At 61.1% G+C, this 14,087-nt stretch carries 11 protein-coding genes; 6 read left to right on the forward strand and 5 right to left on the reverse strand.

Going from position 1 to position 14,087, the window contains the following annotated elements:
• Positions 1–205 precede the first annotated feature (205 nt).
• Complete coding sequence (locus P3T17_RS09465) at positions 206–1,129, reverse strand: LysR family transcriptional regulator (protein ID WP_074267116.1); 924 nt, start codon at positions 1,127–1,129, stop codon at positions 206–208.
• A gap of 151 nt (positions 1,130–1,280) precedes the next feature.
• On the opposite strand from P3T17_RS09465, the gene P3T17_RS09470 reads away from it, so the two are divergent.
• The 3 genes from P3T17_RS09470 to P3T17_RS09480 all read left to right on the forward strand — a co-directional run bounded on the left by P3T17_RS09470 (position 1,281) and on the right by P3T17_RS09480 (position 5,119).
• Positions 1,281–2,621 (forward strand): MFS transporter, encoded by a 1,341-nt coding sequence (locus tag P3T17_RS09470; protein WP_429406218.1) that lies wholly within the window; start codon positions 1,281–1,283, stop codon positions 2,619–2,621.
• Positions 2,622–2,643: 22 nt separating this feature from the next.
• Positions 2,644–3,819 (forward strand): L-rhamnonate dehydratase, encoded by a 1,176-nt coding sequence (locus P3T17_RS09475; RefSeq protein ID WP_429406220.1) that lies wholly within the window; start codon positions 2,644–2,646, stop codon positions 3,817–3,819.
• A 265-nt stretch (positions 3,820–4,084) separates the two neighbouring features.
• The gene (locus P3T17_RS09480) at positions 4,085–5,119 is read left to right on the forward strand and encodes a GNAT family N-acetyltransferase (protein ID WP_429406222.1); all 1,035 of its coding nucleotides are present in this window, start codon (positions 4,085–4,087) and stop codon (positions 5,117–5,119) included.
• Positions 5,120–5,203: 84 nt separating this feature from the next.
• On the opposite strand, the gene P3T17_RS09485 is transcribed toward P3T17_RS09480, so the two are convergent.
• On the reverse strand, positions 5,204–6,388 hold the full coding sequence (locus P3T17_RS09485; RefSeq protein WP_074267120.1) for a glycosyltransferase family 4 protein: 1,185 nt from the start codon (positions 6,386–6,388) through the stop codon (positions 5,204–5,206).
• Positions 6,389–6,850: 462 nt separating this feature from the next.
• On the opposite strand from P3T17_RS09485, the gene P3T17_RS09490 reads away from it, so the two are divergent.
• Positions 6,851–7,621: a transporter substrate-binding domain-containing protein gene (locus tag P3T17_RS09490; protein ID WP_429406224.1), complete on the forward strand. Its 771-nt coding sequence runs from the start codon at positions 6,851–6,853 to the stop codon at positions 7,619–7,621.
• Positions 7,622–7,704: 83 nt separating this feature from the next.
• Positions 7,705–8,820, forward strand: coding sequence for a succinylglutamate desuccinylase/aspartoacylase family protein (locus P3T17_RS09495; protein ID WP_429287271.1), 1,116 nt, complete (start codon positions 7,705–7,707; stop codon positions 8,818–8,820).
• A gap of 57 nt (positions 8,821–8,877) precedes the next feature.
• Here P3T17_RS09495 and P3T17_RS09500 read toward each other — a convergent pair whose 3' ends face one another.
• The 3 genes from P3T17_RS09500 to P3T17_RS09510 all read right to left on the reverse strand — a co-directional run bounded on the left by P3T17_RS09500 (position 8,878) and on the right by P3T17_RS09510 (position 11,822).
• Positions 8,878–9,144, reverse strand: a complete 267-nt coding sequence (locus tag P3T17_RS09500; RefSeq protein WP_429406226.1) for a cupin domain-containing protein — start codon at positions 9,142–9,144, stop codon at positions 8,878–8,880.
• Positions 9,145–9,274: 130 nt separating this feature from the next.
• Positions 9,275–11,404: a phosphocholine-specific phospholipase C gene (locus P3T17_RS09505; RefSeq protein WP_074267124.1), complete on the reverse strand. Its 2,130-nt coding sequence runs from the start codon at positions 11,402–11,404 to the stop codon at positions 9,275–9,277.
• Positions 11,405–11,468: 64 nt separating this feature from the next.
• The gene (locus P3T17_RS09510; RefSeq protein ID WP_429406228.1) at positions 11,469–11,822 is read right to left on the reverse strand and encodes a hypothetical protein; all 354 of its coding nucleotides are present in this window, start codon (positions 11,820–11,822) and stop codon (positions 11,469–11,471) included.
• A gap of 216 nt (positions 11,823–12,038) precedes the next feature.
• Between P3T17_RS09510 and P3T17_RS09515 the strand changes: the two genes are divergently transcribed.
• A complete protein-coding gene (locus P3T17_RS09515; RefSeq protein ID WP_429406230.1) occupies positions 12,039–13,988 on the forward strand; it encodes an amylo-alpha-1,6-glucosidase in 1,950 nt (649 codons plus the stop codon).
• Positions 13,989–14,087 lie beyond the last annotated feature (99 nt).

Below are 14,087 nucleotides of genomic sequence, written 5' to 3' on the forward strand. Positions count from 1 at the left end.
GCGGTCAATCGCGCCGTGACGAAGCGGCGTCGTTAGTGGTGCTAGGCAGTATGCAGGGTCCGTGCTTGACGTTGCAAGGGCAAATCCACCGATTCAACCGTCCTTGAAGACGCAAACGTTTTACTTCGTACGGTAGCGCGCATTTCGTCATGCGCGTCGCATGTCGTGGCTTGTGATGTTCTCATTTCATTAAGCCAGCCGCAGCTTAAGCCGTGCGAATTGCGTCGATCACGAGTTGCGTCGCGGGACGGATCCGGCGGTTCTTCCTGAGGATCAGCCCATAGGGGGCGAGGCGGCCGCGCAGCGGTGTGGCGAGTGCGGCCATGGTCCCCAGATCGACGTAGTACTGCGCTACGGAAGTGGGCAGCACTGCCAGCATGTCGGAGTCGAGCAGGAGTGACAGCGTGGTCAGGATCGACGAAGTCTCCACCGTGCTGATGGGAGGCGCCACGCGCGACTCGCGAAAGGTCTGGTCGATGATCTGCCGCATCGGACTGGGATGCGGCTGCACAATCCAGGGGTATTTCGCCAGTTCGTTGAGCTTCGGACGAACCGTTGCGTGCGCAACCGGATGATCAGGCCGCGCGACGATCGACAAGGCCTCTTCACCCAAGGTTTCGAAACTCAGGTCGAGCGCAGGAAAGCCATCGGGGATGCGCCCAAGCATGATGTCCAGCTGGTCCTGCTGCAGCGCCTGCACGAGTACGTCACTGGTATCGATCTGCACCGAGATCTGCAGGCGCGGATGCGCAGCCTTCAGCGCAACGATGGCGTGTGTCAGTAGTTCGGGTGCCGGCGCCATCACTGCACCGATGCGCACCTTGCCGATATCGCCAGCCTCGATTGCCGCCAGTTCGTCGCGCAATTCATCGAGGTCTTCGAACACGACCCGCGCGTAGCGCATCACCGCTTCGCCGAAGATGGTCGGCTCCATGCCGCGCGCGTGCCGCACGAACAGCGAGACGCCAATGGTGTCTTCGAGCTCTTTGAGCGCCTTGGTGGCGGCGGGCTGCGTCATCGCAAGCTCGTCAGCCGCGCGACGGAGCGACTCCGTTTCCGAGAGCGCCACCATCAGTTGCAGGTGACGCAGGCGCAGCCGTTTGCGAATGGTCGAGGCAGGCGCAATCATGCGAGCGATAACTCCAGGGAATAGGCCGATTCGATTAATTCACTAGTCAGTTATCGCATAGTTTCGCACACTAGCGAAGCTTAAGCGCTACCGGAGGCGTCCGCGCAACGACTGCGTGCGGCGCACAAAACAAGACTCAGGAGACGAATCAATGAACGCGACAAGCGGCATGGCGCTCGAGAGCGCCATCGCGAAGGCACGTACGAGACTGCTGCCTTTCCTCGTGCTGATGTACATATTGGCTTTTATCGATCGCGCCAACGTCGGCTTTGCGAAGAACGTGCTGCAGGCCGACACGGGCCTGAGCGATGCGGCGTTCGCCTTCGGCGCCGGCATCTTCTTCATCGGCTATGCCGTGTTCGAAGTGCCCAGCAACCTGTTGATGTACCGGCTCGGTGCGCGTGTCTGGATGAGCCGCATCATGGTCACCTGGGGGCTTGTCTCGGCGTGTACCGCACTGGTCCACGACGCATCGAGCTTCTACGCATTGCGGGTCCTGCTCGGTATCGCTGAGGCAGGCTTCTTCCCCGGCATCATCCTGTTTCTGTCCAGCTGGTTTCCGGCAAACACGCGCTCGCAAACCATGGGCGTGTTCTATTTCGGCTTTCCGCTTGCCATGCTGTTTGGCAGTCCGGTATCGGGCGTGTTGCTCGATATCTCCAACCCGTTCGGCTTGCATCCTTGGCAGTGGCTGTTCGTGGTGGAGGGTATCGCTGCTTCCGCGGTCGGCGTGATCGCATTCTTCTATCTGACCGACCGTCCCGCCGATGCCCGCTGGCTCGATACCCCGCAACGCGATGCATTGGTTGCTGCCTTGCGTGTGGAGGACGAGCATAAACGCGCACATGGTCCCGCCTCGGTGCTGGCGGCACTGCGCGATCCACGGGTGCTGTTTCTCAGCCTCATTTACTTCGCTGTCCAGATGAGCGTGTACGGCGTGGTCTTCTACCTGCCCACCCGCATCGCCGGCCTGACTGGCGGCCACGTCGGCACGAAGGTCGGTTTGCTGACCGCCATCCCGTGGATCGCGGCGATTGTTGGCACCTTTATTGTTACGCGCACAGCGGACCGCCATGGCCATCATCGTAACTGGGCCGCGGCGATGCTCACGCTCGCGGCGCTCGGCATTGCCGCCTCCGCGGTGACCTCATCGGTCGTACTCGCGATTGCCGCGTTTTGCGTCGCGGCAATCGGTTTCGTCGCCGTGCAGCCGCTTTTCTGGACTTTGCCGACGGGCTACCTCGGTGGCGCGGCTGCCGCGGGCGGAATCGCACTCATCAATTCGATTGGCAATCTGGGCGGTTTCGTCGCGCCGAATCTCAAAGCTTTTGCCGAGCGCCTCGTAGGCTCGCCGCAGGCCGGCATGCTTTCGCTGGCGGTGGTCGGCCTGATTGGCGCCGCGTTGATGCAGTGGTTCAAGTCCACCTCGCCGGAGACCGTTCGCCTGCCTCAAGAATCCACCGCATCGCTTGGCAAACGGCCGAGCCACTAATCTTTCCAAGGAGTTGACGTTTATGAAGATCAAACACATCCGTACCCGCGTCTTTGAATGGAAAGGCAAGGTCGTGCCGCCGCAAGCGCATTTCTGCACCAACGCGGTCGATATTCTCTTCGAGCGTGGCGATGCAATGGGCTCGTTCCGTTTTCACGGCTGGCTGGTGGTGGAAGTGGAGACCGACGATGGCATCGTTGGTATCGGCAACTGCGCGCTCGCGCCGCGCGTGGCCAAGCAGATTATCGACGAACATCTCGCCCCGATTGCGCTCGGCGAAGACCCGTTCGACAACGAATACATCTGGCAGAAGATGTACCGCCGTACGCTAGCCTGGGGCCGCAAGGGCATCGGCATGGCGGCGATCTCGGCGATCGATATCGCGCTGTGGGACATCATGGGCAAAGCAGTCAACAAGCCGGTGTTCAAGCTGCTCGGTGGGCGCACCAAAGAGAAGATCTGGTGCTACGCCTCCAAGCTTTATAACAACGACGATCGTGATGCTTTCCTCGGCGAAGCAAAGGGCTATCTCGAGCAGGGCTTCACTGCGATGAAGATGCGCTTCGGCTACGGTCCCAAAGACGGCCCGAAGGGTATGGCGAAAAATATCGAGCAGTTGCGTCTGTTGCGCGAACTCGCGGGCGATGAGATCGACATCATGGTGGAGTGCTACATGGGCTGGACGCTCGAATACGCGCGCCGCATGCTGCCGCGTCTCGCCGAATTCAATCCACGCTGGATCGAGGAACCGGTGATTGGCGACGACGTCGAGGGATATCAGGAACTGAAGAAGATGAACATCATTCCCGTCTCGGGCGGCGAGCATGAGTTCACGATCTACGGCTTCAAGGACCTGCTCGAACGGCGCGCGGTGGACGTGATCCAGTACGACACGAATCGCGTCGGCGGCATTACCGCTGCGCGCAAGATCAACGCGATGGCCGAAGCGTGGTCCGTGCCTGTGATCCCGCACGCGGGGCAGATGCACAACTATCACCTGACGATGTCCACGACGGCGAGCCCGATGTCGGAGTTCTTTCCGGTGTTCGATGTGGAAGTGGGCAATGAACTGTTCTACTACATTTTCGAAGGTGAGCCGCAGCCGGAAAATGGCTTTCTGCAACTATCCGACGAAACGCCTGGGCTTGGCATTACGCTAAGCGACAAGTATCTCAAGGACTTCAATATCATCGGATAAAGCGTAGAAATCGGCCTCACACCGGTAACCCTTTCGACCTAAGTGGGCTATCGAGCAGAACACTTTTCCGAGACCTGCCTTTCTCCATACGAGTCCACTGTTTTTACTCGATTTTGGCGTGAAAGTACTACCAAAGTGCGAATAGACTCGCCGTAGTCGGCTCGAACCGCGCGCATTCGTCTGAGCGAAACAATGCGTCTCGCGGCTTGGGGGGAAAGGCAAACAGTATCAACGGGGATCGGGCCCGGAACCATGTGAGTTGCCGATGACAACCGTACGAGACTCAGCGGTGCCTCTTGAACGCGTGATACGCAGCACCCCCGTGGTGCCGTCTGTCACCGCGTCGGCGCGCTCGGTCGAAGCATCGGTTGCTCGATCCATTTTCCACGAACCCTGGTGGCTCGATATCGCGACCGGCGGTAACTGGAGCACGGTGAAAGTCGTGCGCCGCAACGAGGTGCTCGGCGAATTGCCTTATTATCCGACCCGCATGGGGGTGTGGCGGATTTCGCATCTTCCGCCGCTCACGCGGACGCTGGGTCCGGTCATCAAACCCATGGGCCTCGACCGCACGCACGAGCAGCATCACCGGCTGAGCGTCACCTCGGAGCTGATCGATCAACTGCCGCATTTCGACAGCTTCTTCCAGTTGTTCGATCCACGCACTGAAGATGCGCTGGCGTTCGCCTTACGCGGATTTACCGTCTCGGCGCGCTACACGTTTCAGATCGCGCCGGATTGCACGGTGCCCGAGACCTGGGCTCGTCTGCATGGCAAAACCCGCAATGTCATCCGGAGTGCAGAGCGAAATCTCACGGTCGCGCCCATCGCGACACCTAGCGAATTCCTGCAGTTCTACGAAGCAAATCTGCTTGAACGTTCGCGCACGAATGCCTACGGATCGACCGTTATGCGGCAACTGGTCAACGCGTTCGTCGCTCGCAAGGCGGGCCATCTGCTGGGGGCTTATGGCCCGGGTGGGCGGCTGGTTGCAGCTATCGGTCTGGTGTGGGACCAGCATTCGATGTATTACCTGCTCTCGTCGCGTGCCCTTGGCGCGCATGGCGGGTCGATCAGCCTGCTGATCTGGATGGCGATCCAGCATGCGCTCGAGCGCAAGCTGACGTTCGATTTCGATGGATTTTCCAGCCCCGCCACCTTCAACTTCCTGGATGGCTTCGGTGGAGAGCTGAAGCAACGGCTTGGGGTGGAACGGCTGAGTACGATGTATTCGGTCGCGCGAATTCTCAAGCGCCGCATTGCGCCGGGTTCGGCGGCCGTGTTCGCGCCTAATCTTTGAGTATCGCGCTGTTCGTCTAGTGGCTTCGTTGCGTGCGTGACAAGCCACGCAACGAACGGCGATCCAGTGCCCCTGTTCGCGTTCCTAGGCCGCTTCCTGCGTGCGGCTCGCCGGGCCGATCATCGCTTCTGCCAGTTCGATGGTATTCGACGCGAACAGCGCCGGCGTCCAGCGCTTCGCTGATGCCAACGCGTTGGCGGAGAAGCGTTCGCGCAACTCGCTGTTCGTGCCCAGCTGCATGATCTTTGCCGCTAGCGCCGATTCGTCATCCGGCTCGACGATAAAGCCGTTGACGCCGTCCTGCACCAGTTCGTTCGCCACACCGCAAGCGTGTGTGACGATGGCCGGGGTGCCGGCCGCAAAGGCCTCGTTGATACACAAGCCCCACTGGTCGAACTTGCTGGCGAGCACGACGAAATCCGCCAGCGCGTAGAGCCCCGGCATATGGGGATTCGGCACGGAACTCAGAATGAGCACATGTTTGGCCAAGCCGAGCCGGTCGATCTGCTCCAGCAGTTGCGCCTTGCATGGACCTTGCCCCACCAGCACGAGAGAGATGCCGCGCAGGTGCAGTCCCGCGTGGAAGAATGCGCCAATCAGCAGATCGATATTCTTGCGCGCCACGAAGCGGCTGACGCACAACACGTAGCGCGGCGGCAGCGTAAAGCGTGCGCGAATCTCGTCTGCCGCCGAGGCGGCCTCGCGGGCCATTCTGGAAAAGTACTCCACGTCGATCACGTCGAAGCCCACGCGCGAGCGTTCCATTGGGATACCCAAAGATTCCGCGTAGACACGGTGTTTTTCACCAGCGACAAGGGCCGCGTCGAACCTCGACACCAGCAGACGTTTCGCACGTTCCTTGATGGTGTAACGTTTGCCGTCGTCGGCTTTCGAGTCCGACATATAGATCAGCGAGAAACGGCGCGTCAGTGCTTTGAGCACGCACAGCACGATCGAATAGTTCGTGTTGTAGCCCAATGTGACGACGACGTCCGGAGCAAACTTGCGGAAGACCGCGAGCAACTCAGCCGCCACTCGGAAGGTGTGACCATCGCCTTCGCCCGCGTCCTTGATCAACGTGACGCAGTTCGCAGGATGGGTATTGAAGAAGGCCGCGCGGCGATCCTGAGGGAAGCCGTACACGCCGGATTTGCCGAATACCTCGACGAGAAATACTTCGTGGCCGCGGCTGTTGGCAAGACGGAGAAGCGCTTGATACCGGGGCACATGGTAGTCACCCAGATTGCCGACGACGAATAGGACTCGCATGGAAGGGCTAACGGATCGGGATAAGGTTGGCAGGATGCTCATGGCGCAAGCATGTCACTTGTCTCCTTGACCGATTGAGGCGATCGGAGTGTTTTGCGACTACGTTGCCGGTTAAGCGTAGTGTCCTTGTGGGCATCCTAACCTGCTGGCGGCCTTGCCCAAAGAGTTGTCCGGGGACGGCGAGGGTTTGGCGGACAAGTCAGAGTGGCGGACCCCATTTCTCGACGGGACGCTTACGGATCGCGCCCATTCGCCGCTATCCCGCCCGCGCACGGGTAGTGCGGGACGAGACAGGTAAGACCTGGCGCCATGGGTGATCGCTAAATGTGATCGCGATAGCCCCGGAGGGCTTCTTTGACACGCCAACGAGGGTTAGCATGACGCCTGCCAGACGCCACGCGGTCCAGCCGCACGTCATCCGCTCCTTTCCGACAAGCTCTCCGAACCGGACCGCCTCTCGCCATGAAGACCCCGTTGATGATCCTGACCGCCGCGCTGACTGTCAGCAGCGGTGCGTTTGCTGCTGATAGCGCCACGTTGCGTCTCGGCATTGACCCGAGCTATCCGCCGATGGACTCCAAGGCGCCGGACGGCAGCGTGAAAGGCTTCGACGTCGACCTCGGCAATGAAATCTGCCGGCGCATCCATGCCAGATGCGAGTGGGTGGAACTGGAGTTCTCCGGGATGATCCCGGCACTGCAGGCGCGCAAGATCGACGCGATCATGTCGTCGATGGCGATTACCGAAAAGCGCCAGCAGCAGATCCTGTTCTCGTCGAAACTGTTTCAGTTCAAATCGCATCTCATTGCGAAGCAAGGCTCGGGATTGAGCGACGCGCCGGCGTCGCTGGCGGGCAAGCAGATCGGCGTGCAGTCGGGCACGCAGTTCGAAACCTATGCGCAAGCCCACTGGGCGCCCCATGGCGTGGGCGTGGTAGCGTATAAGAGTCAGGACGAGGTCTTTGCGGACCTGGTGAATGGCCGCCTCGACGGCGCCCTGCTGGGTACGGTGGAAGCGGATCAAGGCTTTCTGCGTACACCGGCCGGCAAGGGCTTCGCGTTTGTCGGGGCACCGCTGTCGATGGGCGACCATGGCACAGGCATCGGTCTGCGCAAGGACGAAACAGCCCTGCAGGCGTCGATCAATGACGCGATCGCTTCGATGTTGAAGGACGGCACGTATGCGAAGATTGCGCACAAGTACTTCGACTTCGATCCGTACGGCAGCGATTGAGCATCGATCGCTGCGCTCGCGCCGCTGCACAGACATAGAACAGTCATAGATAACGTTGGTCTCTCCGCATTCGCGATACGCTCATGAAGAAACAATCGATCCCTCTGCTGTCCGCCGCCATTGGCACTCATCGTGAACTGGTGAGCTTTCACTTTGGACCCGAGGACAGTGGTCAGAAAATCTACATACAGTCGACCCTGCACGCGGACGAAACACCCGCGATGCTGACGACGGTCCTGTTGAAGCGGCGTCTGCTCGAGCTGGAGGCGCAGGGCGCGCTGGCTGCGGAGATCGTAGTGGTGCCGGTGGCGAACCCCGTCGGGCTCGGCCAATACGTGTTGGGCCAGTTTCTCGGCCGCTTCGATCTGGCCAGCGGCAAGAACTTCAACCGCAATTTCCTGATGTTCCCGCGTCTGCTTGAACGCGCCAAGGAGTCGCTCGGGGCGGACCCGGTGGCGAACATCCAGATCGTTCGGCAACTGATGAACGCGGAGCTGAACGAGCAAAAACCGCTGACCGAGTTCGAATCGCTGCAAGTGGCGCTGCAAAAGCTTTCGTTCGATGCGGATGTCGTGATCGATCTACATTGCTCGCTGGAAGCCGTGATGCATCTGTACACGAGCGAGGTGGGTTGGCCCGATTTCGAGCCGCTTTCGCGCTATCTCGGCGCACGCGCTTCGCTGCTCGCCACGGACTCGGGCGCTGCAGCGTTCGACGAGATGTATAGCCTGTTGTGGTGGCAACTGCAGCAGAAGTTGCCGGCGCATCAACCGGTCGGTACCGGCACGGTTGCGGTGACGGTGGAATGCCGCGGACAACGGGACGTCTCGTACGCAGTGGCGCAGCAGGATGCCGATGCGCTGGTCGATTACCTGATGTGGCGTAAGGCGATTCGCGGCGAGCCGAAGGCACTGCCCGAACTGCTCGCGCCGGCCACGCCGCTCGCGGGCAGCGAGCAGTTCTATGCACCGGTGAGCGGAATACTCGTGCACCGCGCGAATATCGGCGACAGCATTCGTGCGGGCGATCCGCTATTCGACATCATCGATCCGCTGACCGACGAGACGACCACCATCAGCAGCAAAACAGATGGCATTTTCTATATGCGTCGTGCGATCCGCTTCGTGACAGCGGGCGCGCCGCTGGGCCGCGTGACGGGAACGAAGCCGCTGCGCACCGGCGTGCTGCTGGGTGCGTGATTCGTCCGGGGAGCGGGGGCGTTACCTATGATGCGTTAACGCGTTACTCGATACGCGTTATTTGCGGCCTACCAGATACTGCACGCCCGCCGGTCCATAGCGCTCTGAATGCGCGATGTGCGCCGGCAGATGGAACACGTCGCCCACCTTGTAGAGCCGCTCTTCATCTCCAACGCGCAGGCTGATTTCGCCTTCGAGAATCAGCGCTTTCGCTTCGAACGGGTGCTCGTGCACATCGAGCGCGCCGCCGGGCTCGCGCGTCACGGTGACGAACTCCCTGAATCCCTCTTTTTCGAGGGTGCCGACAAAGGCTTCGCGTTCCATAAAACCTCCATGGTGATATCAGCGGTGCTGCGCGCAGCCGCACTGCTGAACGCGCCGGGCAACGACCGGCACACGCCGCTTAACAACAGCGACGCGTGCAAGTTCGTTGCCCGGCGGCACCTCAGCGGTTTCAGACTACCGTCAACGTCGGCGCGATAGCGGCCGGGTCGCTGATACTCGGACGGCCGTTTTCGACGTGGCCGGCGAGGCGGCGGCTGTAGCTGGCGTCGTCATTGCTGCTGACAGTCAGATCGTACCAGTGGTGGCTCGACGCCAGCACCCATGCTTCCTCGATCTCCGCGCCGGCCGGCACGATCACCTGACGCGGACGCGCACCGTACGCATTGTCGATCACCGTCAGGCGCGCGGTGCCTTTGCCCTTGTTGGTGAACTTCAGGTACACGTTGCCGTTTGCCACGTCGTAGTGCGTGCGGACTTCCGGCAGCGACGGCTTGTTGTTCCTGCTCTGCGTCTCGACGGCATTGCCTGCAAACTTGCGGACAAAGCCATTCGGGCCGAACGCTTCGAACGTGTAGACGCCGATCGTCGAGGTCAGATCGAAAGTCTCCGTCAACGACTTGCCTGCTTCGACCGTATAGCGCCACGGGCCGTCGGTGCGGTTGGTGGCATAGACGTAGAAGTGCGCACCGTGCGTGCCGGTGTTGGCGAGATCGATCGTGAAGGTGTTCTCCTTGACGTCCACCTTGCCATTCACGTGCAGCTCATACGGCAGTGCACGGGCAAAACGGATACCCGACTCCTGCGCGTCGAACGGACCCGGCGTGGCCGGCACGACCGGCGCCGGATTCACGGCGCACTGGTTGTTGGCCATGTTGATGTAGTTGCTGGTATCCGGCAGCGGCGGCATCGTCGCATCCGGCGTGCGGAAGTCGAACGCCGTCGTCAGGTCGCCGCATACGGCGCGGCGCCATTCCGTGATGTTCGGTTCCGTGACGCCGAAACGCTTCTCGATGAAACGGATCACCGACGTGTGATCGAACACCTGCGAGCAGACAAAGCCGCCCTTGGTCCAGGGCGAGACGATCGTCATCGGCACGCGCGGTCCGAGGCCGTACGGCAGGCCGTCGGCAGTGTAGCTGCCGCCGCGCAGCGGATTCACCACGTTGTGGATTTCGCCGGCCACACTGACCGTCGACTGACCTTGGGCTGCAGTCGTTGCCGGTTGCGGCGGCACGAGGTGATCGAAGAAGCCGTCGTTCTCGTCGTACATGATGAACAGGACGGTCTTGCTCCAGACTTCCGGATTCGACGTCAGCGCTTCGATGATCTGCGAGGTATATTCCGCGCCATAAGCGGGCGTGTAGCTCGGGTGTTCCGAGTACGCTGCCGGCGGGCACAGCCACGATACCTGCGGCAGGTTGCCTGCGAGCACGTCGTTCTTCAGATCGACAATCGTGCGCACTGTCTGTGCGCGCTCGTAAAGTGCCGAGCCCGGTTGTGCGTTGATGAAGTTGACGAAGTTCTGCAGGATGTTGGTACCGTAGTTGCCGTTCAGCGGATCGGCGCCGGTCAGCCCTTGCTGGTAAACCTGCCACGAAATGCCCGCAGCCTGCAGACGTTCCGGATACGTCGTCCACGAGAGCAGTGCGTACTTCGGCGGGCCATCGCCGTCCACGTAATCGTTGTTGTCGAGCAGCGGTCCGCCCATCGTGCCGCTCGGGTCGACCATGCCGGTCATCAGATACGAGCGGTTCGGGTGTGTCGGGCCGGGCATCGAGCAGAAGTAGGCGTCACAGATGGTGAACGCGTCGGCTAGTGCGTAGTGAAACGGAATGTCGCTACGCAGGTAGTAGCCCATCGTCATGTCGGTCTTGTACTGCGGCCACTGGTTGTACGCGCCGTTGTTGATGGCATAGTGCGTCGGGTACCAGTTGTGGTCGAGATCGCCGATACATTGTGCGCTGGTGGTCTGCGTGTTCAGGTGGAACGGCAGAACCGGTTGCGCCGCGTTCTCTTTCGACGGCTGATACCACACCGGCTGTTGGCCGCCCGGCAGCGGAATCGGGAAGCGGTCGTTGTAACCACGTACTCCGCGCATGTGGCCGAAGTAGTGGTCGAACGAACGGTTCTCTTGCATGAATACCACGATGTGCTCGACATCCTCGATCGTTCCGGTGCGCGAATTGGCCGGGATCGCCAATGCATTGCGGATCGATTCAGGGAATGCGGCCAACGCGGCGGCGGCACCGGCGGATGATGCAACGGTCTGCAGGAAACGGCGACGGCTGTTTGAGGTCATTGGTTATCACCTTCTGCGGGGGGAAAGAATAGCGCGTCTCGATGCGCTGGGGGTAATCCGTTGGTTAATTGCTGTGGCCACTCTGGTCGCTGTCGCCGGGCGCATAGCGCAGCACGGGAGTAACCTGCTGGCTGTCTCCTGCGAGGCTTGCTTCCACGCTTTGCACAGCGCTGTCCGATGCGGCGGTGGTACCAGGTGTAGCGGCGCCTGCTAGCGCGGCTGACGCGCCCCATGCGGGAGGCGTCGCCGCCAGGTTTGTCTGAGGAGCTGAGGGTGTGGCCGCGGGTGTGACTGAACTGGTTGCGGCGTTGCTTTGACCGACGCTTGCCGAACTGCTTTCGTCCGGACCACAGGCGGTCAACAAAACGGTTGTGAGTGCAACGACTACGGCCGTGGCCGCGACCTGGAAATTTCGCATGTCTGCATCCTCGTTCGGGGTAGCGGGATGCAGTCTCCAGTGACTTGAAGAAAATATTATGAAATACGGTGTAACGTTTGCGCGCTGCGAATTTGATGGCTATTTGTTGGAATTCGGAAAGTGATTAGAAATTATGGCGAACGCCTATCTGGCGATTTTTCCTTGCTGTTTCATTAAATCGGTAAGATCGAAGCAGTAAAAACGGCGGATGTAAAAATGACGCGCATCGAAAAAACTTTCGATTCCTTCCAGCTCGAATACGAGTGGCTCGAGGCGGACGGCTTCGGCGGTTTCGCATCGGGAACAGTCGGCACGGCGCGGACGCGCCGCTATCACGCGCTGCTGCTGACGGCGATGCATCCACCTGGCGGGCGCGTTGCACTCGTCAATGGTGTCGAAGCGTGGCTCGAAGCAGACGGCAAGCGTTATCCGCTCACGATGCAGCGCTATGTACCAGACGTGGTGTATCCCGATGTGTCATCCAGCCTGCTCGGTTTCGATACGCAACCTTGGCCGACGTGGCGTTTCCAGCTCGACGGCGAAGCGGTACTGATCTTTGAGGTCTTCGTTGCGAAGGCGAGCTGCGAGACGGTCCTGCGTTGGCGTCTTGCGCCGGGCAGTGCTAGCGCAGAAGCCGCAAGCCGTTATACGTTGAACGTGCGGCCGCTTTTGTCGGGACGCGACTATCACGCGCTGCATCACGAAAACGCCGCGTTCAACTTCAATGCACAGACGGATGATGCCCGCGCCAAGGTGAGCTGGCAGCCATACGGTGACCTGCCGGCGATTCACGCGTCGACCAACGGAACGTACACTCACGCGCCGGACTGGTATCGAAACTTCTGCTATGTACGCGAGCGCGAACGTGGCCTCGATTTCAGCGAAGATCTTGCGACGCCCGGTGTGTTCACTTTCTCACTCGCCGACGGTGCCGCACTGATGATCCTGCGTGCAGGCCCGCAAGCCGATGACACGCCGGCTGTCGAACGGGCGCAGGCGCTGGCCGATGGCGAATTTGCGCGTCGCAGCGCATTCGCCTCGCAACTGCATCGCTCTGCGGATGCTTACCTCATCGCGCGTGAAAAAGGCAGCACGCTGGTCGCGGGCTTCCCGTGGTTTACCGATTGGGGCCGCGATACGTTCATCGCGATGCGCGGCTTGTTGCTGGCATCGGGCCGTCACGAAGCGGCAAAGTCGATCCTGCTCGAGTGGGCCAGCACGATCTCCGAAGGCATGTTGCCGAATCTCTTTCCCGACTACGGCAGCACGCCCGAATACAACGCCGTCGATGCATCCCTATGGTTCGTGGTTGCGGTGCACGACTACCTGGCCGCGGAGCACGCTTGCGACGACACACGCAAGCGTCTGCAGCAGGCGGTCGAGGAGATTCTCACGGGGTACAGTCGTGGCACCCGTTTCGGCATCCGTGCCGATGACGACGGTCTGCTCCGCGCCGGCGTGCCAGGTGTGCAACTGACGTGGATGGATGCGAAGGTCGGCGACTGGGTCGTGACGCCGCGTATCGGCAAGCCGGTTGAAGTGCAGGCGCTGTGGATCAACGCGCTGCGCATTGCTGCGAAGTGGAATCCACAGTGGCAGGAACCAGCGGCACGTGCCTCGCAAGCATTTGCACAGCGCTTCACGGATCCGTCGAGCGGTGCTTTGTTCGACAACGTCGACGCGGACCACGTGCCGGGCAAAATCGATCGCTCGATCCGGCCGAACCAGATTTTCGCGGTGGGAGGCTTGCCGTTTCCGCTGCTCGAAGGCGCTGCGGCACGTGCGGTGGTCGAACAGGTCGAGACGCACCTGTTGACGCCGCTTGGCCTGCGCACCCTGGCGCCGTCCGATCCCGCCTATCGGGGACGCTACGCGGGCGGCCAGGTCGAGCGTGACAGTGCTTATCACCAGGGGACAGTGTGGCCCTGGCTGATCGGCCCGTTCGTCGAGGCATGGTTGCGCGTGAATCAACCGGCCGAGGGTGCGCGGGCGCAGGCGCGCACGCGCTTTCTTGCGCCGCTGATCGAGTATCTCGACCGCGACGGCCTCGATCACCTCTGCGAGGTGGCCGACGGTGATGCACCGCATCATCCGGGCGGCACGCCGTTTCAGGCGTGGTCGCTGGGGGAATTGCTGAGGGTGAAGCGGATGCTGGCGAATGGGTGAACCGCGAGGCGGACTGCGGAGCAGGCACGGGACAAGCTCCGGATAGGCCCCGGATAAAGCCCACGCCGGCGCACCCTTTGAGCAAAACGCGCTAGGATG

Origin of the sequence: Paraburkholderia sp. GAS82, from assembly GCF_050436285.1 — a bacterium.
GTDB classification, from domain to species: domain Bacteria; phylum Pseudomonadota; class Gammaproteobacteria; order Burkholderiales; family Burkholderiaceae; genus Paraburkholderia; species Paraburkholderia phenazinium_B.